An 18,667-nucleotide genomic window follows, 5' to 3' on the forward strand; every position below is an offset into this window, starting at 1 on the left:
TCGTTTTTGAACCTTCGCTCGAATTGCCGGACTCACGTCAGTAGACGATGGGGATGAACTGTCCCATCACAGCGTCGAGCGATTTTGGCTACCGTCACTCATCAGCGGCAGTTGCAACGGACTTAGTTTCCGGGTTGCCAGCCTAAGCCGCACCAAGCCAGCGGATCGGCCGGTGAATATCGCGGAGGCAAAGAGATGTTTCCAGCGAAACTTGCGGCATCGTTGCTTGGCTCAGCGTTGCTACTGACACCCGTACTGGCACGTGACGATGGCCGATACGACCACTCTCCGCTGAAGCCATGGTTCGAAAGCCTGCAGAGCGAATTTGGGAAGTGCTGTACCGATGCCGACGGATACATAGTGTCCGATGCGGATTGGGAGTCCACTCGTGGGCGTTACCGCGTCCTCATTGACGACGAATGGGTGATCGTACCTGACGGCGCGGTTATCACACAACCAAACCGTTTCGGCCGCACAATGGTCTGGAGGCACTACATAGACGGCCATCCGCGCGTCCGATGCTTCATGCCTGGCAGTATGACTTAATGCCCTTTAAAAGGTAGTCCGCTTCGGTCAAAGGCTGCCCTCTCCAGCCAGCATGGCCTTGGTCGGATCAGTTGCCCGAAGCGGACATCCCCGCGCTCCGGGCTGGGGTCAGCCACGGGCCATCAGCCGACATGCACCAGCGGGTTAAGCAATCCGCTGTAGCAGCGTCGATTGAACGTCGTTGCCCCACGAAGCAGCTGATTGTTTCACCCCGGCGTCATACCTTTGCTCTTGATCACCGATATGGCGTCCGGCGTTTTCAGGTAGTCGACGAGCGCCTTCGCGGCTGCGGCTTCCTTCGTGCCCGCACCGAGCGCGGCCGTGAATACGACATCCTGCTGCAAGTCAGCAGGGAACGGGCCAACCACATCGAGGCCCGGCACCGTCAAGACGTTCATCAGGAACAGCGCGAGTTCAGCCTCGCCCTTGGCGACCACAGCGACGACCTGTGCCGGCGTCGGCTGCGCTTTCATCTTGGCTTTCATCTGCTCGGTGATGCCGAGGCGCTCGAATACCTTCGCTATTGAATAGCCGGTTGCGCTTTCCGGAATTGAGGCGACCGATTCCGCATTGAGCAAGGCAGCTTTTAACGCGTCGGACGTGGAGATGTTGGGCTTCGGCGCACCGGCGCGAACCGCGACACCGAGGCCGACACGAGCTATGTCCAGCGTCGGCCCGGCTGCGAAATGTGATCGCGCGCCAGCGTCCCTCATCACCTCAACCGGCACGACACCGACATCAAACGGCTTGCCGGAGGTAGCTTCCTTGATCAGGTTCGGAGTGGTGCCGAAGAAGATATCAAGCTTGTGGCCCGAGGTTTGTTCGAACTTCGGCTTGAGACCCGCCCACACTGCTGTCATGGCGCCGCCGGCCAGAACCCTCAACTCAGCTGAGGTCGTAGCCGATGACAGCATCATCACGGCCAAGATGCCCCCTGCCGCGAAAGAAAACGTCCTCATGTGACTCCCACAAGTCAATATGAACTGAGCGTTGATCGCACGTCGACGCTACGCCATTCTAGGTTAAACGCCTAATGTCTCAGATGGGTCACAAGCAGTCCCCAACCGCATTCACACGGCGGGTCGGCTAAGGGCCCAGAAGCTGACCAACGCTGGCGATGCCTGTCTCACGCGAATACTTTGCGGCGGTGGCGAATGCTGGACGGGGAGCGTCCAGAGAGCTCCCGAAAGGCGGCGTTGAACCGGCGCACGCTGCCAAAGCCGGCCCGGTAGGCGATCTGGGCCCATCGATCATTTGTCTCGTCAATTAGGCGCTTCGCCCGCTGTACACGCCTGGTCTTTGCTACCTGCTGCAGGCTGGCCCCGACATACCGCTCGAACAGACGCGCGAGGTGGCGCGAGCTTACCCCGAGCCGATCGGCGAGTGCAGCAACCGAACCGTCGTCCAACGCGCCACCATCGATCAATTTCGAGGCGCGCGCGACTGTCGAGCGCGTGTGGTCCTGACTGCCGTGTAGAAACGGCCGTCACAGCGCGGATTCATGCCCGTAGCTGCGACGCCACCCACACACCGATCGAGCGGGCACGACGTTTTGGCGTCAAAGGGATCGGCCGAAACCGAGCGGCGTCACCGGCGCAGCGGTCCACTGAGGAAACGCTGATTCCTAATCTCGCGAAGGAGCAGCATGCGCTTGGTTTGTGCTGCGTTGAGCAGCCCCTCGAACAAGACCAGGACCTCGCGGGCCTGCACGTAGACTTCGGTGGTGATGGCGCGTTGGTCGAAGCCATAGGTCCTCAGCCGCGCCTCTATCTCGGACGCAGCGACGGGATCACACCGCCAGCTCAGGGCATTTTGTAGCGTGTAGGTCTCGGCCTCCGCTTCGAACTCGGGATCAATTCCGACCATGTCGATGCGCCGCAGCGCCGCCTCAACCGCCTTTTGGCGATAGGTCTCGAGTAATTTATGCCGCAACATGCGGTAGCGCTGGATATCCCAGGACAGTTCGGCGACGTCAATGGCGAGGAGCCATTCGATGGCGGAGCGCGGCGCGAGGTCGGTAAAAATCGCCTGCTGGAGCGCCTGGTAGTGTTCGAGCTGTTCGCCCGGCAGCAGCAGTGGCGGGGACGCCAAGGACTCAAACTCGACCGGCAGCGTCGTGACGGTGAGCTCGCGCGCGGTTTGGAACAGACCGTTCATCCGGCGGCCTCCGAATCCAGGTTTGCCGCAAGCGACGCGGCGCCGACGGCGACGTTGGCGGGATCGTGGACGGGGCTTGCCGCCCACAACTCCTGCGCCACCGGCAGCGGCGCGATCTGCAGGTTCGCCCACCACGCCCGTTCATTGCCGTGCTGATGCAGCTCCTGGTGATGCGCGCGGCACAGGGGGACAGTGAACTCATCGCTGACCTTGCGGCCGAGCGCCCGGGCTTGAGCGAATTTCAGATGATGGGCATCGCACGGGGTTTGCCGGCACACCAGGCAGGGCTGCCCCCTAACAAACAACAGGTGCGTCTTGCTGCGTTTGCGGGACGGCTCCTTGGGATAGGCGAGCCCGGCCTCGGGTAGCGCTGGCTGCAGCGCGGCCTCGGCGTCAGCAGCAGGCGCTGCTGGCAGGCTTGGCGTGCCATTCAGGTCGGCCGTCTGCTCGGCCTGAGCACGGCCAGCGTCCTCAAGCTTGGCCTGATAAGCTGCCTCGACGTGCCGGGCATCCGGCTCCTGCAGGCTGTTCTTGAGCGGGAGGCTCGCCATGGCCCAGCTGAGCAGATCGGTGCTGGCGGGCAGCGCTTCGAGCTGGCGCAATAGCTGCTCGCGGAGTGCGGCGGACTCGCCCGGCCGCAGCACCGGGGCACGGTTGAGAGCGCCCTTGCCGGGCGAGGCCTTGGGGTTAGGTGGTGCGGGAGGACCAGCGGCCGCATCCGGGGCGTCAAGATCATCCTCGCCGGCAATCCCGACCAGCGCGAACAGGGCGTAGCGTCGGGCGTAGGTGAGCGCCGCGCCCATGCGGTGCGGCGCCTCAATGTCCCTTGAGGCGCAGACCGGCCAGTCCGAGGAGATCCACTCGCCGGAGGAATGGGCAAGCAGGGTGGTGAGATGGATGTGGCCGGTGACCTGTTCGACCCGGGTGCTCTGGATGGCGGCGATCTCCTGCTGGCTCAAGGTCTTGCGCACGATGTCGAGGCCGCTCGCCAGCGAGGCGTAACGAAAGGTGCGGTCGTCATCGCGCAGGAACGGCGAGCGGATCTGAGCGGTCAGGGTCTTTTCCGGGTTGGTCAGTTCGGCCTGGGCGCGGGCCAGCGCCGCCGCGATCGCCCCGATATGCTCACTGGCCTGGTGCATGGACGCGCTCCATCTCAACCGGATCAAAGCTGATCGCGCCGGCTTTGGAGCGTTTGGCGCGAAGTCCGTGGCCAAACGCTTCCTTGGCATCCTCGGGCAGCAGCTTCTTGAGCTCGGTCTTGGCCAGTTCGTGCTCGCCATGGGCATCGCGGGTGCGCAGATAGGTCGCCGCGCATGCGGCCCACAGATTGGACGCGCTCATGTCGACGACCTTGACGGCGGCGAGCCGCGGCCGTGGCGCCTCGATCCCAAACAGCAGCGGCGGCTCGCCGCTCTGCACGCAGCGCCAGAACTTCTTTTCCGCCGTCAGCAGCAGGTGTTGGTAGAGCGGATCGGCATGCACGGTGAGCTCGACCCATTTGCCGCCGCCGGTGATGATCGAGAGCACGGCCGCGCGCGCCGCGACCACCCACATGTTGTGCTGCAGCTGCGCCATGTGTTTGTCGGCCGCGGCTTCCTCGGTGAAGGCCCAGGGCAACATGAACTTGGCCTCGAACACCGCGCCGGTTTCTGCGACGATGCCATCGAGGGTGGCGGCCATCCAGCTGTGGACGGGATGGCGAATCCGCTTCTGAATATCCGTAATAGTCACGCCCGACGCGCGCTGGTACCAGCTGCGGTTGAGGTCTTCGGTCACGCTGCCGAGCTGGACGATGAGGTTGTGCGCAAAATCTTGCGGCGCGATCTCGCCGCGCTTTTCGCGCCACAGCCGCGTGAGATCGTCCTGATCATTGCCCATGATGATGCGGGCATCCGAGCCGCCGACAAAGGCGCGCCGGTCAATAGGGTCGAACTTGACGATGCGATGTGGCGTCTCCGCGCCATCGGTTGCAATCAGGGTCACCGGTCTCTCCTTGGTTTGGCAAACGCGGCTTGCCGCCGCACCACCAAAACCCCCGCCACTGCGAGGGGAGAGACCGGGGCCAAGGGCCTGCCGGCCGGTTTAATGATTAACGCTCCTTTGGCGCGGGAATGCCAGTCCTTTCTGCAGCAATTTAGCGGTTCTTTGGGCTGGAAAATCCTTGAGAAGTCAGGATCTTAGGGCCACCTTTCCAGGTGCCGCAACTAGCCCCCGGCCGAGGAGCTCGACATGTCGTCAATTCGACAAAGCGAAGCCAATCGCGCCAATGCCAAGCGCAGCACGGGCCCGACAACGGCGGGCGGCAAGGCAAGGTCCAGCCGCAACGCGTTGCGCCATGGGCTCGCCAGGAGTTGCAAGCCGGACGAGCCGGAGGTCGCAACGCTGATGATTGCAGTTAGCGCGGGCCTCGGCTGTGACACTGGATCGGACACGGTAGCCGCCCTTGCGAATGCCAAGTGCGACCTATGGCGGGTGCGACGGGTCCGCCAGGCGCTGTTGGCCCATCTCTTAGATGGTCCGATCGACGCCATTGCACGACGGCTGAACGGCCTGGAACGCTACGAGCGTAGCGCGCTGGCCGCGCAGAAGCGCGCGCTTCACTCGCTCAAGGCACCGCGGGTGTAGAATTGCGATTGGCTTCGTTCTGGAGAAACTCTCGATCTTGTAGCTGCCCGGCGACCGGTCATGGAAAACCATAGCCATAACCCTCCCGGCCGACCGAAATGATGTTGAGTTCGATGTCATCGAACATCGGGTGATTGCCCGCCCATTTCAAGAATTGCGAGGTGCTGTCGACCTGGTCGTCATGCTTGCCGTGGGGAAACGCCAGCAGCTCCAACAGATAGTCGTCCAGCCAGGGCGCCTCTGCCGGCAGATGCACTTGTCCGGCCTCGATCCGGAAGGATTGTGCCGCCATACGGTCGGCCTTGCTGCCTTCGGGTTTGATGCCAATCGGGCGCGGCATGCCGGTTGGCGTATTGCGTTGCAGGTCCTGCAACATCGCAATGCCGGGCCCGGCGTCCTCCACCAAAACCGCGTCTGCGTGATATCGTATCGCCAGCGCGACCACGGCGCGCCGCAGGTCGGGATATTGATGCCGGCCGCGGTAGAGATCGACAAGGTAGTAGTCATTCTTGATCATGCGCCAGGTGGTGCAGACCGAGTAATCGTTGGCCTTTCCGGTCATCATGGCGGTGTCCCAGCTCTGCACGACATAGTCGGATGTCCCCGCCGGCGGCAACTGATCGAACCAGCGAAACCAGGCGCGCTTGATCAAATTGCCCTCGAGTGGCACCGGCCGTTGCTGGTATTGCGCCGAGAATTGCAGGCTGCCGATTTCGGCCTTGATCCGCTCCAGCACCGGCTTGCTTTCGCGCCGCGGGTGCAAGAGGTCGCCTGTGCGACGGCGGAAGAGGCGATCGTGACCGATGGCGATGTCGCTATCTTCGATGGCAATGGCCGGCAGATCGAGGTGATGCCAGCCGCCCGCTTGCAGCAGATGACCGGCGAGATCATCTTCGTGCAGGCGCTGCATCACCACGACGATGCGGCCGTCCTCCTTGTCGTTCAATCGCGAGACCAAGGTGCCGCCAAACCAATCGGTGACGCGGTTGCGCGCGGACTCCGACATCGCCTCCTCCGCCTTGAGCGGATCGTCGATGATGATGAGGTCCGCGCCTCGACCGGTTAGCGTGCCCCCGACCGTGGTTGCGTAGCGGCTGCCGCCCGCCGTGGTCACGAGTTCAGTGCCGGTATCCTTGGCCGGGCGCATGGCCGGAAACAGCTCCTGATACCAGCCCGACTCGATCACCATTCTGAACTGGCGGTGCAGCTCGGCGGACAGCTCGCTGGCGTAGCTGACCACGATAATGCGGCGGCTGGGGTCGTGGCCCAGCCACCAGGCGACGAACGCGACCGAAACCGACAGCGATTTGAGCGACCGCGGCGGCTGGTTGATGAGGAGCCGAGGGCAATCGCCGTCGTAAACGCGCATGAGCTGATGGGCAATGGCATCGACATGCCAGTTCGCCAGGTAGTCGCTGCCGGGAAAGACGGTCGCGAAGGCCCGATGGATGAAATACCGCACATCCGTTCGCAGCAATGCCGCCAACACCGGCATCATGTGGCGTCCTCCTCGTCGCGTTGGCTTGCAGTCGTCGCATCGGCGTTGGCCAAGACGTCTCGGCGATATGCCTCGAGGATGGCCTGATCTTCGGGCGGCAGGCTGGTCGCGGTCTCTTCCGCGGAGCCGACACTCATCGCCATCGCGAGGGAGAGGAATCTGTCGAGCGCCCTGACGTCGCCTTTGAGCGCCTTTTCCCGCAAGCGAAGCAATGCCGCCTTTTGCGTGGTGACGCGTCGTGATCTGCCGCCGTCGTTGACCGCGACCGGGGCCAATAGGACGGTTTTCAGGTCGGTGGTAAAATTCAGGCTGCCTTTCGGCCGACCACGCGGGTTGCCGGATTGCCCCGGCTTGAACCTGGTGTGCTGGGGCGGTTTGCCATAGCCAGAGCCCTTATCCGATTTTTTAGCCACTGGCGCGCTCCAGCTTCGCCGGGCTGGTTTGGCCGAACGGCACGCCGGTCTCGGCGTGCACTGCCGCCTTGCCGGTCAGATGCTGCCAGCGGCGGATCGTGACATCGACGTAGCTGGGGTCGATTTCGATCAGCCGTGCCCGGCGCCGGGTCCGTTCGGCGGCGATCAGTGTCGTGCCGGCGCCGCCGAACGGATCGAGCACGATGTCGTGCTCGTTGGTGCAATCGCGGATTGCATCGGCCACAAGCGCGACTGGCTTGACGGTCGGGTGCAGCGAGAGCTTGCCCTTGGCCGAATTTGTCCAGGTGTTTTGGCTGGGATAGCTCCACACGTTCGAGCGATTTCGACCGTTCCGGCCCAACTGCACGTTATTGACGTGTGGCGCGCGCCCCTTCTTGAACACGAAGACGAGTTCATGCGCCGACCGATACAGCGATCCCATGCCGGCGTTTGTCTTGGCCCAAACGCACACGTTCTTCATTTCCGTGTATATGGGAGTGGCGGCAGCCAGCAGCGGTCCGATCCCGCGCCAATCCATGCAAAGGAAATGAATGGCGCCATCCCTGGTGAAGCTGGCGAGCAGGGCAAAGCTCGTCGCTAAGAACGCCTCGAATTCAGTCGTCGACATCTCGCCGGATGCCATCGCAAACTCGGCATGGGTGATTCTCCCCTTGCCAGATACGTGGCCATCGATTCTCTGGTTGTACGGCGCATCCGCGAACGCCATGTCTGCCAACTCATCGTCCAGGAGCCGACGGTAACTTTCGTCATTTCTTGCATCGGCGCAGAGTATGCGATGCTCATCGCCGAGTGCCCAGAGATCGCCGGGCTTGGTGATTGGTGGCTCGGCATCGGGTGCGGGCAAGTCGTCCTCCCAATCTTCTGAATCGGACGCCGCGACGTCGAGTTCTCCCATCGAAAATCCGGTTAGTTGCAGGTCGATCTGTGGGTCGATGGTCAGGAGCTCACTCAATTCGAGACGCAGAGCCTCGACGTCCCAACTGGCCTCTTCAGTTACGCGGTTGAGCATAAGCCTCAGCATTCGCAGCTGAGCCTCGCTGAGATCGGTAATGGTGACGGCGAGGACATGATCCAGACCGATCTGCGCGGCCGCTGCAACGACCGCCCATCCCGCTATCACCCGTAGCATCGCGTCAACGAGAATGGGAAAAACTTGACCGTACTCCCCCAAGCTTGTCGCCAGCGTATCGATTTGTCGCTTGGGGTGACGACGGGTTTGGTTGCCGGGCGGCGGCTTGAGGTCGCCGATCCGAACGTGAACGGCTTTCAAATCGTGGCGAAGTGCATCGCCATTGGTTGGTCGGGTGTAGTTCTCCAAGAGAGCCTCCGTGTGCGATATGCCTATCGGCATATTGGCGGGAGGCGCGCAGAATGCACTTAGAAGGACGTGGCCCTGATCCCCGATTTGCGATCGCGGGTGCGATTTCGCCGCTTGATGGCAGCGGCCATCAGGCTGCAGACAGTTTGTTCGGTGATGTGAAGACAGCTCTGCAGGAATTGCAAGACGAAATGTCCGGCGGGCGTATTGACCTCGCCCTTATACTCCAAACCCCGGTAGGGATTGTGGGCGAAGGTGCCGCCGTAGCGCTCGACCAGCTCGCCGAGCGAAATTACGACGTGCAGCAGCATGGGCCGCGGGAGCGGGCCACCGGACTTTTTGCCGGTTTCGAGCGCTGTACGGGTCGCAAGCTCGAGTCGTTGCGCGATCCGCACGGTATCAGCGAACTGTCGCACCTCGTAGTCCCACGTGTTGGGCAGGTACCGAAAGATCCTGCTCTGTGAAGGCTCGTTCAGCATCGTAAGATCTTCGGCGAGACGATCGGCTGCATCGGCAACCATGAGGAGCTCAGCGTTGCCGGCCCGCCTGGCGCTGCGCACAAGCGCTCGTAGTCGATTTGGAAAAGAGTAGGCCACGCTCAGGCGACCTGCGGGTTCGGTCGGCGGATTCCCAGCGAGCCAATCGAATTCAACGTGCTGCGCGCAGGTGAGAAACTGGCGGACGGAGCGAGCGATATCATCCAGCGCCGCGTTAATTTGGGCTCGGCTTGGTTGCTTAGCTCGCCACCGCCTGTCATCCTTCAGGATGAGTTCGCGAAGCCAATCGAGCTCCTTGCGAATATCCGCCTCATGGCCGTCGTGGAAACGGCCAGGGAATATCCGCATCAAAGTGCCAAATAAGTCGTCGCTGTGCAGAAAACCGTCGGAGGCGCTGCCCGGCCCGTGCATTTGTCCGTAACCGTTTAGTCGGACCAGTCCGGACCAACCCCATCTTGGATCAGCGCGCCTCAGCATTACCACCGCCCTGCATCAGGTGAAAGCTCTCAGGTTCAGAATACAAGATTCCGCGAGAATCGTGCTTAGGCAAGGCCGGACAAACACGGTGGTGCACGACGAATTCCCGCTCGTCACTTTTTCAGGAGCAACCCCATCTCTCGCGCCATGCGCTTTACTGAGCCGACATGCCGGCGAAGAGCTGCGGCAATCTCCGCCGCGCCGTACCGCCGGCGGATCATCGCCGAAAGCTTCTTGCGTTCGAGGTCGCTCCATTCCTTCGGCTTCGAGATTTTCATCGCGTGATCTTCGGGCCGGCCCGAAACGGGCGACATTGGGAAATTTACGGGTGCCATCCTGAGTTGTGCCCGAAGACCGAGGAGAAAGTGGGATGCAAGCGTTGCGGACGCTTGCGGGGCTTCGTGTATGCATATTCGCGCACGACCGGTCCCATGCGAGCCAAGCCAAACGTTGCGGGCCTTTGCGGCCGCGGCGGTCGCAGCGAACCTACACGGGGTGGCGCATTTCTGGACCGCTCCCAGCTCCAGGTTTTTGCCGTCGACGGCAAACAACAGGCTCAGGGACAAGTTCGACCGACTCGCGGGCGGCGCTACACCGACGCGTGCAGTCGGCCCGCCATGAAGATGAGCGTGAACGGATCGAGATGGCGACCAGCACACCTGCGATTTGATTGCATCGGCGAAGCCCAAGTGCAGCGGGTTAGTCTTCACACCCTTTCAGGAGGGGCGGCGGCGAGTTTAATCGCCAGGACCTACGACCAACCCGCCCCTAGCGCGAACACACGTCCGTAATGCGGAAGCGCTGCAATCGACCCGTAGACCGCCAGGCGTGCGAACCAGCCAGCGCGTGGGCTCGGCGACAGCGCTGATCATCGAAGGCTCAAAGCTCTCCTGCACATCGGGGATGTTGTATGTTCTTACCTGCCAGTGCTTCTGCCGACCGCACCGGCGGTCCCGGTGCTTCGATACCAACCCCTCCAACCCCATGCGGCAGGCCGCCCGATATAGGTCAGGCCCGAGCCCGCCGCTCGACTAGCGCGCCCGAGCAGAGAGATCGCTCGCCGCGCCGATTAAATATTAACTAATAAAATGAAATTAAACAAATTAAATAATGGACGAGATTTAAATTTGGATTAAGATGCTAATGCTTGGCGCCGGACGCACGCGTCAAGGACCTCCTTGGAAGCGGCCCCATCATCTTGCCCCTGCTCACGCCGTCCAAAGGATGTAGGGGCCGCTTCTTTGGCAAATTGGGAGGGGAATCATGCAGTTCCTGTCATTGGGTGATTTGTTTTTCATCTCCGCGGCAACGGGTACGCTCCTATTGGTCGAGGTCGGAGTTTTGATCATTGTGGGCGTGATCTGAGCCGGACGCCTTCCGGTCAATGCTCCCATCGTCGCGGGCGTGCGCCTGGTGCGTGCCTCGAGTGGGCGGACAACCATCGACGTCATGCCTGCGGTCGCGAATGATAACGCAGGCACCTGGCCTCTACTACCGTTTCCGGATCGCTGGTACGCCACCTGTTGATCTGTGATGCGGTTCGGTCCTGCGGTGCTTAGCACGTCGCAGGCACGAGCGTTTTTCCAAATTCGGTCATTGCGCGGCTGCCGCTTGCTGTCGTTGGTGGTGAAGGCCTGTGCCTGACGTGTATGCCACCAAGGCTAAGTTGTAGGCTTGCCAAAGCGTATGCCGGTCGAGATCCGGGAAACACTTCAACACGAGTGGTTCAACGTCAGCGGCTTGATATGCATCCAGGCATTGAAGAATGACGCAGCTGACGTCGGCGATGCTGTGGTGTTGCATTTTCATTGCTCCCGGTTATGGACATCAGCTGGTTCGGGGCCGCGGTCTCTTGGTCTGTTGCCAGGACGACAGGTGCAGCCACAAGCTGAAGCGACCGCCAGCAGACATTGATCGATGGCCCGATCACCGTAGGCGGGGCGCCTCGCTCGCGCGCAGGGTTTGCGGCAAGCGCGACGCCCTTGTCAGAGGCGGTCGCGACCCGACGATGATGCGCGGACATTGAGCTCTGATGAACCGCCCGGTCCATTAGTTTGGTGGAGTTGTTGGAGTCGCCTGTCGAGTTCTTGTTTTTTGGCAACGATCCTCGCGGCGAGAATCTGATCGACATCCGTGTAGAGAGCCCACAACTCATCGAGGGACATCTGCTCAAATTGCGGTTGGTAATCACGAATGTCCACAGTCCGGCCCCCGGCTGGGGCGGGTAGCAGCGAAGTCAGTCTTGAAAGCCCGGACCCTTACGCTGATCAGATGATCGCGTTGCTGGCCGGGCCGACCGCGCTGCCCTCATAAACCGCCTTCCCAGCTCTAGTTTCGCGTGTCGCACCGACGATTCTGCGCTCGGCCTTGGCTACTCGGTCTCTAAGGGTCTCAAGTTCGGATACTTGAGACGCGAGTGCCTCACAATGTTGGTGCAGAGCGAAATGACAACCATCCAGTCGCGCACGAGCGTCCATTGCACGCCCCTCTATGGTACTGCCCCAGAAGACGTGGCCCGCAATTGGGACCACCGCGAGACTAGTCAAATTGACCCATCAGGTCTGTTCGCTTTCGCACATTCGCTGTATGCTTTCCCTCCGCGGATCGCCACGCGTCGAGTTGCTGCGAGGGGCAAGCAAGATATTGCTGCTGGCCTGCCGCTCGGGCCTCACGGTTTTCGAATTCGCAAAATGGACGACTTCCAGGCGACTGCCGCCGCAGACAAGGCCGGGCCTTGGATCTCGCGATCGCACAAAACACCGCCAGCCCGTCTACGGCCCCGGCACCGCCGCGATCTGCGCGCGTTAGCTTGGATCAGCCGGATGTAGTATCCCGCGCCAAGGAAAATCGGCAGATCGCGCGTTTCGGCCGATGACGACGATATCTCTGCTTGGCCTTGGCTACCTAATCTCGAAAGGTCCCGGGGTTCGACAGCTGGAAGCGAGCGCCGCGAAACGCTGGCGCGGGGAAGCGGAGGAGCGTGGATCTCAACACGGGGCTCTCTCCGGCGCGGGATATCGGCTCGCGCGGCTCTTTGCCATCGGGCGGTTGATCGTTTCGCAGGAGGTTAGTTTCAGGGCATCTGCTGAGCATTGCGAATACCGGCCGATCTGCGCGGCTTTCATGCGGTGGTTCTCCCTCTTTCTGGTAGCAGTACTTCGATTGCGTAAGGCGCGAGCCGGATGTCGGTCTCGCTCTCCGGCTGGTGATCCACGGGGTTTCTTCTCTCTTGAGAGAGCAAACTTGGCCGCTAGGCGTCTGAACAATGAACGCTTTGCGACTTGCATAGCTGCGCGAAGGCAGCCTTCGCCTCGTTAGTGCAAAAACAACATGCATTCCTTTGTCTTGCTTCTCGACTCACCAGTCTGCCTCTTTGACGAGCGATGCGGGAAGACTCAGCCCTCAGCCGCTCTATTTCGAGCCGGAGCAGCGCTTAGGATTAGACAAGTGCGCGATTTTGGTCTTCTTCACGAAAATCCAATTAAATGGCAAGTGACGTCCGGCGATTCAGGAGCGCATCGCGTCGATAGCGTGGGCGATTAAAATGCCCACGCTCAAAATAACTAGAAAAATGAGCAACCAGGTACTCACGTCCACCTCCTGTCTTGGAAGTGAACCTTCCTGTTTATGCACAGTCAAAGGCATCACGTAGGGAACCGCAATTTCAGCGGCCGCTGAGGATTCATTGCCACACGGCGGGCTATCGTCGGAACGCCAGGAAAAGGAGTGTGCCGACGATGGCGGTCGCGAGAAGTGGAAACCAAATGTCCGGCACTTCAGGGACTCCGACTCACTGCGTCGGATTAAATGCGAGCTGCGCTCTTAATTCTTCTGGTTTTCACTATTCTCCACAGCTCAAACAGAAGGCCGCAACTCGCAACGAACATTTGCGGTATTATGTTCGTGGTTTGGCATCGTCAGTATTCGGAGCTTTTCGATCTCGCGTGTTCGTATAGCTAGCCGGCCTCACGTGCAGATCCATTTCTGGTCAGCAGTTTCAGGTTTAACGCATCTCGGTAGCATCAAGCGTAACGAGTGACATTCGTTGCCAACTTGCCGAGACGGAATATCGTCGCGTCGATCGGGCATTTTTGTTCCCGAACCACCAGTTAGCGGGAGTTGCCTGAAAACGGGTTCGATTTCCATGATTCGATGTTCGTCTTATGGAAATTCGAACTATCGTGCACCAGCCGCGCAGTTCTCCTATCCCAGCGCGCGAGCGATATCGTCGGGTCGATTTCCTGCGGCGGCCAGAGCGATCAGCCGCTGATGATCTTCCGGCGTCCACCTTCTCACCAGTGGGTAGCGTGACTGTTCCATCGCGCCAGCGGCCCCCAGCCTGTTGCACGCCTATGCCTGCCTATACAGTTCGCAGATTCGCGCCCAACAAGCGAGGTGGGCTGCTGGTCGGCGATCGGCCAGAATGAAAGTGCTGCTGGTCGCGGAGCGAGGCGCGCCGGTGATGTTCGCCCGGCTAGGGTCATGTGCCTGTGAGGGGAAAGCGCCCTGGAGCGCAGGGGGGCTTCAGGAGCGCCCCAGGGCCGCCCACTCCATGCCGGCGACGGCGTAAGGCCGGCATGATCGCCTACGGCGTTGCCCAAGGCACCGCCTATCGAAATGCCACTGCCTTAATCGTCATGATGGTGGTGATGGTGGTGATGCTCATGCGAGCTGCCCCCGCCAGACCGCGCAATGGCGTTAGACGTCAGCGATGTTGATAGCAGGAGCGTCATCGCTGGAGGCGTCACGACGGCAAACCTACCGCAGGTCTTTAAGAACTCGCGGCGATCCTCGTCTTCTGTGGCGCTTGGCATGCTGAGCTCCGGTTGGTGGCGTGCGGATATTAAGCCGAACGAAATTTAAAGCAATTAAACAAATTAAGTTCCTTTTATTATTTAAAGGCCGCGAGCCGGCCTCAGGTCAGGTGGGTGTGTCCGCTACCGGACAGACCGGCCGTTGGTTGTATGTTGCCGCCCGACGTCAAGAACTCGCGATTGAATACAAGGCCCTTGCTAAATCATCCGCTATTTCCACCGAACGAGCAATTTTGTTGAAGAGCGTCGCAAGGACCCTCACCGGATTAGCTAATCAATTGGACCGGCTTGCCTCTCTGACGAGAGACGAAGGCGTCACGTACGAGCCGCCGATGATCGCCCCGGGGCCGAGCCGGAAGACGGCCAACGTCTTTAGGATGTCCGCGTCGGCGACGATGCAGCCGAAAGCCACGCCTTCGAGCGCGCCAAGAAGATCGTCAGGAGCGATGGTGCACATTGGGAGACGCAAGACCTCAGACAAGAATTCGCAAGACAGCTCGGCAAAGCAGCAGATGGGGAGTGTCCACTTTGCGCTCAACATGGAACAGCCCGGGCAGTGCATCCGAAATTCAATACCTCCTATTGTTCGCCCTACGCTCAGTTCCAGAATTAACTTGCAACACGAACATCAAGCTTAATTCCAGACCGTGATTGCTGCCGCGCGCTAGAGGACTAGGTTTGCGCACAGGGACATTGTCCTTGTCCGCTCCACCCCAGCGAAGTCGCCGCACCATTATATTCGGTGCAGCGACTTCGACGCTGGACAGTCGCGCGAGCTTCACTTGAGAGAGCAGCCGGACCACGAAACGCTTGATCTCATCGAGATGCGTCGCCGACTTACGGCGCTCCGGTCGAAACACTCGGACAATCTTTTAATTACTTCGCTGTTGAACCGCTTTTTCGTGAAAGTCGCATTTCTGCTGAAGCCAACAGACCTGGCGCACGAGCAATATCTCAAATCCGAATTCGAACGAACGTTGACAAAGGTCAAAGAGATTGCTGCACGGACGAAATCTGACTGAAGGCCGCACCAACGCGTGGCTCTGGACCCGATTGGCCGGGTATCCGCCACTGTTCTATCGGATCAGCCAGTAGCGGTTGTCGGCTTTGGGCACCGGTGTCTGAACAATAATCTCCGCATTCGTCTTCGTCCTCCCTTAAAAAATCGGGTGCTGCTGCTATTCCCGGGGCTTGTCGGCAATCTCTCGCACAGCCAAGCTCAGCTCCAGCTCTCTGAGCTGCTCAATCAGAAGTTCTACGATCTGGTCGTAGTCAGACGCCTTCAGCGAATGCACGCCTCGCAAGGCCAGTTGGTTCTGGAGGATCATCGCCATCATGGCTTTAACGCTCATGGGCCCTCTCGTCGGGAAACAAGATCGTCATAAAAACAATCAGAAGTAGACGTCAAAGCTTTCGGATGCGCAACGTCCGTAAGAGTACGGACAACGTAAGGCGGCAAATCCCTTTGGCGCCGCACAAACGGGAGAATGTGTCGCGTGTGCGCCTTCAGACTAATCCGTCGGCAAAGGAGGCGCCGGGCTGCTGGGACTCCACCGCATCAAGTGTAACGTTTTCGCAGGTAAGGCCAGGTAGGATGGAGCTTTACTCGCCGGCAGGCCAGCCATGAGATTGCTAATGACTTCGGATTGCAATGATGAACTAGCGGCTATCGCTCGAGCAATCGCAACCAAGCAGCTTTATATCGAAAGTCAAACCATCTTGATCCAGGTGCTCGAGCGTGACGGACACGACATGCTTGAGCAAAGAAAAGCTCTCGGTAAGGAACGATCAGACCTAGCAACACAGATCGCGCGACAATTTAGGCTGCTAGAGACAAGGTGCACATCGGGCGCAGATGATCTCGTTGCGGCTATAATGAAATGATAGAACGTCGAAAGCTGGAGCGCATCGATGTGGACGAGGTCGCCTACATTTCAGGCGACGGCGCCAGCTTACGCTGCCGCGTGGTCAACATGTCGGAAGAAGGGGCATCAGTTGAGCTTCCGTCGAAGCGGCACGTGGCCTCCACATTCAAACTAATGCTCGAGACAGATCGCATCATCCGAAGTTGCCGCCTAGTCTGGTCGAGTGGAAATCTTATCGGGGTCTCGTTCGAGGATGATCTTTAGGCGGAGAAGGGTCAGTTAGCTCTGCCCTACAATGGAATTCGCGGTTGTTTCGCTGGCATGGATGGGCGATGTCAAACAATAGACCGGAAAATCCGTTCGTGGTCCCCCGAGGAAGAAGCGCAACTTCTTGCGCTATTCGACAGTGGCATGACTGCACGCGGGATCGGCCAGTGGCTAGGCCGCACTCGCCTTGCGGTTTACAGTCGATTGCAACGCTTCCATAAGCAGCAGGGTCGAGTAAGCCGCACTAGCGGACGTGTCTTCGCGCGGCGGGCCGGTTAGTCATCCAAATGCCGCATGGATGTGATGTAGAGGCAACCGCCAACCAATTTGTCGAGCCCTCTGCGGGAGGCGAATACACGATCTGAAATAGCGCGGCATCTGCAAACAAAAAGGTCGCGCCCACCGGGCGCGATCTTTCTCGAAGTTCGCCAGAATTCGATCAGGAATTCATTGCTTCTCTTTGATAACGGTCGTGCTGCTGGTGCTGCTACCAACGGTGCCTTCGTCGCAGACTTTGGTCTGCTTGATGCGGTCTTCAGCTTCGACGCGGCTCTTAAAGGCCATCGGACCGATCTGCGTCACGACTTCCTTGTCCGCCGGGCGCGTGGTGGTAATCGTACAGTTGTGGCTAGGTCCTTGCACGACGTAGAACTCGTCAGCAAGTGCTGGAGCAGCCCATCCGACGATGAGCGCGCCAGCAAGAAGGGATGCTTTCATTGTCACCTCTCTGTTTAAGTACTGCCCAATAGAGGACGAACGGATAAACAGAAATCCACCGTGCTACTGGGCGCATGGTTAGATTACCGCTTCTCCGGTTCTGTAACTCACCCGAGATTTCGAGGTTCCACGAGTTCTGGTGCAAACACAGGTCAGCACCAGGTCGAATTTAGATTTGGAGCGCACACGGGTGCCTGATGCGAAATTCCAAGGTGAACAGGGCTACTCGGAACGCTGAACTTGCTCGCGCGTTGTGCGTCATCGAAAGATCTAAAGAGTGAAGGAGCGCGTTATGGATCGCGAGCACGTGAAAGGCGTCGCCGATAAGGCCAAGGGCACGATTAAGGAAGGTGCTGGCAAGCTGAGTGGCGACAAGGACCTCCAAAGACAAGGTAGGGCCGACAAGGCCAAGGGCGCCGTGCACAACGCCGCCGGTGACGTTAAGGATGCCGCGCGGGATGCAGCAGACGCCATGAAGAAGTGACTTCCCTTATGTGGGGACTAACACTCGCCGCTTCTTCTGGGCGGCGGTTTTGTTTGCGCTATCGAGGAACCGCGCGCCTCTGTGCAGCGGCTTTATCTTCCTTTCCTACCTCTCGCATCACGACCTTGAGCACATGAGCAACGGCTCTTGCAGCGCCTTCGCCTCGTCCATGGGGCGGCGCACCTAACGCCGGTTAAGGGATTGGTTACCGGTCACTGTCACCATTTACATACAGTCGCATTATGCGGCAGCGCATTCTGAGAACAGTCTATTACTTCGACACGCCCGGTTGGCGGTCTCTTTCAGGAGACGCCCGAATGCTTAAGGGCTTCACGGTCTTCGTTGTTGCGCTGATCAGTACAGCGCAAGTGGATCAATACCTAACCCACGGTCGGTACACCGACGCGGCCATGGCTATGCTGCGGCAGATCGGTCGCGCGTTTGGATTTTAAATAGTTCTTTTGCGACGGAGACCCGTCATGGACGGCATCTCATGTGCCGATCTCCAAAGGGATGAACAACGCGCAATTGCGATATTGGGAGCCGGTCTTCCATTGAATGTGCAGCCCCCTTGCTCTCCTGGCGTGAGGTCGACTTGGGTCTGATCATAGGGTCTCATTTGACGGCTGCTGCACACAATTTGCGAAGAGATGCCGTTTTGAAGTTTTGAAGCGTGTTGCTGGGTAAGCGGTTCGGCGCCGGTCGATCACGACAGGGGGTGGGATGCCAAACGCAATCGAGCTGATTGTGGACGGTTACGTTCGCTTGAACAATCGGAGGGCTCTGGATGATCTCCGCACGCAGCGCCGGAAACTGGCCGTGGACCTAAAGGCACGTACAGGTTTTGATTTCCGGACGACCGTCCAGCAGATCGGTAACCCTACGCGGTAGGCCGCAGCGCGCTGATCTTTCCAGTTAACCGTTAGAGCTCGTCGGACTCCTCGGTTTTCGGCTTCATCGTCGCAGCG

Annotated in this window: 18 protein-coding genes; 5 read left to right on the forward strand and 13 right to left on the reverse strand. The window is 59.8% G+C overall.

Translation table 11 applies throughout. The features are described from left to right. Positions 1 to 195: 195 nt before the first annotated feature. Positions 196 to 546 carry a hypothetical protein gene (locus ABIB80_RS30735; protein WP_007595479.1) on the forward strand — a complete coding sequence of 117 codons (351 nt, stop codon included), beginning with the start codon at positions 196 to 198 and terminating at the stop codon, positions 544 to 546. Between the two features lie 206 nt (positions 547 to 752). Here ABIB80_RS30735 and ABIB80_RS30740 read toward each other — a convergent pair whose 3' ends face one another. From ABIB80_RS30740 to ABIB80_RS30760, 5 genes are all read right to left on the reverse strand, one after another. Then, a complete protein-coding gene (locus ABIB80_RS30740; protein ID WP_354128947.1) occupies positions 753 to 1,463 on the reverse strand; it encodes a molybdate ABC transporter substrate-binding protein in 711 nt (236 codons plus the stop codon). Between the two features lie 209 nt (positions 1,464 to 1,672). Next, positions 1,673 to 1,972: a helix-turn-helix domain-containing protein gene (locus ABIB80_RS30745; RefSeq protein ID WP_354128938.1), complete on the reverse strand. Its 300-nt coding sequence runs from the start codon at positions 1,970 to 1,972 to the stop codon at positions 1,673 to 1,675. Between the two features lie 161 nt (positions 1,973 to 2,133). Beyond that, positions 2,134 to 2,703: a hypothetical protein gene (locus ABIB80_RS30750; RefSeq protein WP_007595464.1), complete on the reverse strand. Its 570-nt coding sequence runs from the start codon at positions 2,701 to 2,703 to the stop codon at positions 2,134 to 2,136. Continuing rightward, positions 2,700 to 3,842 (reverse strand): ERF family protein, encoded by a 1,143-nt coding sequence (locus tag ABIB80_RS30755; protein WP_354128939.1) that lies wholly within the window; start codon positions 3,840 to 3,842, stop codon positions 2,700 to 2,702. The genes ABIB80_RS30750 and ABIB80_RS30755 overlap by 4 nt, the downstream gene beginning before the upstream one ends. Next, the gene (locus ABIB80_RS30760; protein WP_354128940.1) at positions 3,826 to 4,686 is read right to left on the reverse strand and encodes a YqaJ viral recombinase family protein; all 861 of its coding nucleotides are present in this window, start codon (positions 4,684 to 4,686) and stop codon (positions 3,826 to 3,828) included. The genes ABIB80_RS30755 and ABIB80_RS30760 overlap by 17 nt, the downstream gene beginning before the upstream one ends. A 246-nt stretch (positions 4,687 to 4,932) precedes the next feature. On the opposite strand from ABIB80_RS30760, the gene ABIB80_RS30765 reads away from it, so the two are divergent. Beyond that, complete coding sequence (locus tag ABIB80_RS30765; RefSeq protein ID WP_354128941.1) at positions 4,933 to 5,328, forward strand: hypothetical protein; 396 nt, start codon at positions 4,933 to 4,935, stop codon at positions 5,326 to 5,328. Between the two features lie 58 nt (positions 5,329 to 5,386). Here ABIB80_RS30765 and terL read toward each other — a convergent pair whose 3' ends face one another. The 6 genes from terL to ABIB80_RS30800 form a co-directional block, all read right to left on the reverse strand. Further along, complete coding sequence (gene terL / locus ABIB80_RS30770) at positions 5,387 to 6,826, reverse strand: phage terminase large subunit (RefSeq protein ID WP_354128942.1); 1,440 nt, start codon at positions 6,824 to 6,826, stop codon at positions 5,387 to 5,389. Next, the gene (locus tag ABIB80_RS30775) at positions 6,823 to 7,239 is read right to left on the reverse strand and encodes a DUF5681 domain-containing protein (RefSeq protein ID WP_354128943.1); all 417 of its coding nucleotides are present in this window, start codon (positions 7,237 to 7,239) and stop codon (positions 6,823 to 6,825) included. The genes terL and ABIB80_RS30775 overlap by 4 nt, the downstream gene beginning before the upstream one ends. Continuing rightward, the gene (locus tag ABIB80_RS30780) at positions 7,232 to 8,578 is read right to left on the reverse strand and encodes a DNA modification methylase (protein ID WP_085359870.1); all 1,347 of its coding nucleotides are present in this window, start codon (positions 8,576 to 8,578) and stop codon (positions 7,232 to 7,234) included. The genes ABIB80_RS30775 and ABIB80_RS30780 overlap by 8 nt, the downstream gene beginning before the upstream one ends. A gap of 59 nt (positions 8,579 to 8,637) precedes the next feature. Then, entirely contained in the window at positions 8,638 to 9,486 is an 849-nt protein-coding gene (locus tag ABIB80_RS30785) for a hypothetical protein (RefSeq protein ID WP_085359872.1), read from the reverse strand. 179 nt (positions 9,487 to 9,665) lie between these two features. Next, positions 9,666 to 9,830, reverse strand: a complete 165-nt coding sequence (locus ABIB80_RS30790; RefSeq protein ID WP_161494791.1) for a hypothetical protein — start codon at positions 9,828 to 9,830, stop codon at positions 9,666 to 9,668. A 4,810-nt stretch (positions 9,831 to 14,640) separates the two neighbouring features. Further along, complete coding sequence (locus ABIB80_RS30800; protein WP_354128944.1) at positions 14,641 to 14,907, reverse strand: hypothetical protein; 267 nt, start codon at positions 14,905 to 14,907, stop codon at positions 14,641 to 14,643. Positions 14,908 to 15,148: 241 nt separating this feature from the next. Here ABIB80_RS30800 and ABIB80_RS30805 point away from each other — a divergent pair, with 241 nt between their 5' ends. Continuing rightward, on the forward strand, positions 15,149 to 15,388 hold the full coding sequence (locus ABIB80_RS30805; RefSeq protein WP_035993372.1) for a hypothetical protein: 240 nt from the start codon (positions 15,149 to 15,151) through the stop codon (positions 15,386 to 15,388). A gap of 156 nt (positions 15,389 to 15,544) precedes the next feature. Here ABIB80_RS30805 and ABIB80_RS30810 read toward each other — a convergent pair whose 3' ends face one another. After that, a complete protein-coding gene (locus tag ABIB80_RS30810) occupies positions 15,545 to 15,718 on the reverse strand; it encodes a hypothetical protein (protein ID WP_354128945.1) in 174 nt (57 codons plus the stop codon). Between the two features lie 528 nt (positions 15,719 to 16,246). Between ABIB80_RS30810 and ABIB80_RS30815 the strand changes: the two genes are divergently transcribed. Next, complete coding sequence (locus ABIB80_RS30815; protein ID WP_007595438.1) at positions 16,247 to 16,495, forward strand: PilZ domain-containing protein; 249 nt, start codon at positions 16,247 to 16,249, stop codon at positions 16,493 to 16,495. 450 nt (positions 16,496 to 16,945) lie between these two features. Here the strand turns inward: ABIB80_RS30815 and ABIB80_RS30820 are convergent, their stop codons facing one another. After that, entirely contained in the window at positions 16,946 to 17,215 is a 270-nt protein-coding gene (locus ABIB80_RS30820; protein ID WP_007595436.1) for a hypothetical protein, read from the reverse strand. A 292-nt stretch (positions 17,216 to 17,507) separates the two neighbouring features. Here ABIB80_RS30820 and ABIB80_RS30825 point away from each other — a divergent pair, with 292 nt between their 5' ends. Next, a complete protein-coding gene (locus tag ABIB80_RS30825; protein WP_007595434.1) occupies positions 17,508 to 17,699 on the forward strand; it encodes a CsbD family protein in 192 nt (63 codons plus the stop codon). The last annotated feature ends 968 nt before the right edge of the window (positions 17,700 to 18,667 follow it).

It is taken from the genome of Bradyrhizobium sp. i1.15.2, from assembly GCF_040548425.1.
Classification (GTDB): domain Bacteria; phylum Pseudomonadota; class Alphaproteobacteria; order Rhizobiales; family Xanthobacteraceae; genus Bradyrhizobium; species Bradyrhizobium canariense.

Coding starts and splice junctions, on each gene's coding strand:
- ABIB80_RS30800 (WP_354128944.1), bottom strand. CDS start 14,907: ATGTTGAGCGCAAAGTGGACACTCCCCATCTGCTGCTTTGCCGAGCTG.
- ABIB80_RS30785 (WP_085359872.1), bottom strand. CDS start 9,486: ATGCACGGGCCGGGCAGCGCCTCCGACGGTTTTCTGCACAGCGACGAC.
- ABIB80_RS30740 (WP_354128947.1), bottom strand. CDS start 1,463: ATGATGCTGTCATCGGCTACGACCTCAGCTGAGTTGAGGGTTCTGGCC.
- ABIB80_RS30810 (WP_354128945.1), bottom strand. CDS start 15,718: ATGAGCGTTAAAGCCATGATGGCGATGATCCTCCAGAACCAACTGGCC.
- ABIB80_RS30735 (WP_007595479.1), top strand. CDS start 196: ATGTTTCCAGCGAAACTTGCGGCATCGTTGCTTGGCTCAGCGTTGCTA.
- ABIB80_RS30825 (WP_007595434.1), top strand. CDS start 17,508: ATGGATCGCGAGCACGTGAAAGGCGTCGCCGATAAGGCCAAGGGCACG.
- ABIB80_RS30765 (WP_354128941.1), top strand. CDS start 4,933: ATGTCGTCAATTCGACAAAGCGAAGCCAATCGCGCCAATGCCAAGCGC.
- ABIB80_RS30750 (WP_007595464.1), bottom strand. CDS start 2,703: ATGAACGGTCTGTTCCAAACCGCGCGCGAGCTCACCGTCACGACGCTG.
- ABIB80_RS30820 (WP_007595436.1), bottom strand. CDS start 17,215: ATGAAAGCATCCCTTCTTGCTGGCGCGCTCATCGTCGGATGGGCTGCT.
- terL (WP_354128942.1), bottom strand. CDS start 6,826: ATGATGCCGGTGTTGGCGGCATTGCTGCGAACGGATGTGCGGTATTTC.
- ABIB80_RS30815 (WP_007595438.1), top strand. CDS start 16,247: ATGATAGAACGTCGAAAGCTGGAGCGCATCGATGTGGACGAGGTCGCC.
- ABIB80_RS30755 (WP_354128939.1), bottom strand. CDS start 3,842: ATGCACCAGGCCAGTGAGCATATCGGGGCGATCGCGGCGGCGCTGGCC.
- ABIB80_RS30790 (WP_161494791.1), bottom strand. CDS start 9,830: ATGAAAATCTCGAAGCCGAAGGAATGGAGCGACCTCGAACGCAAGAAG.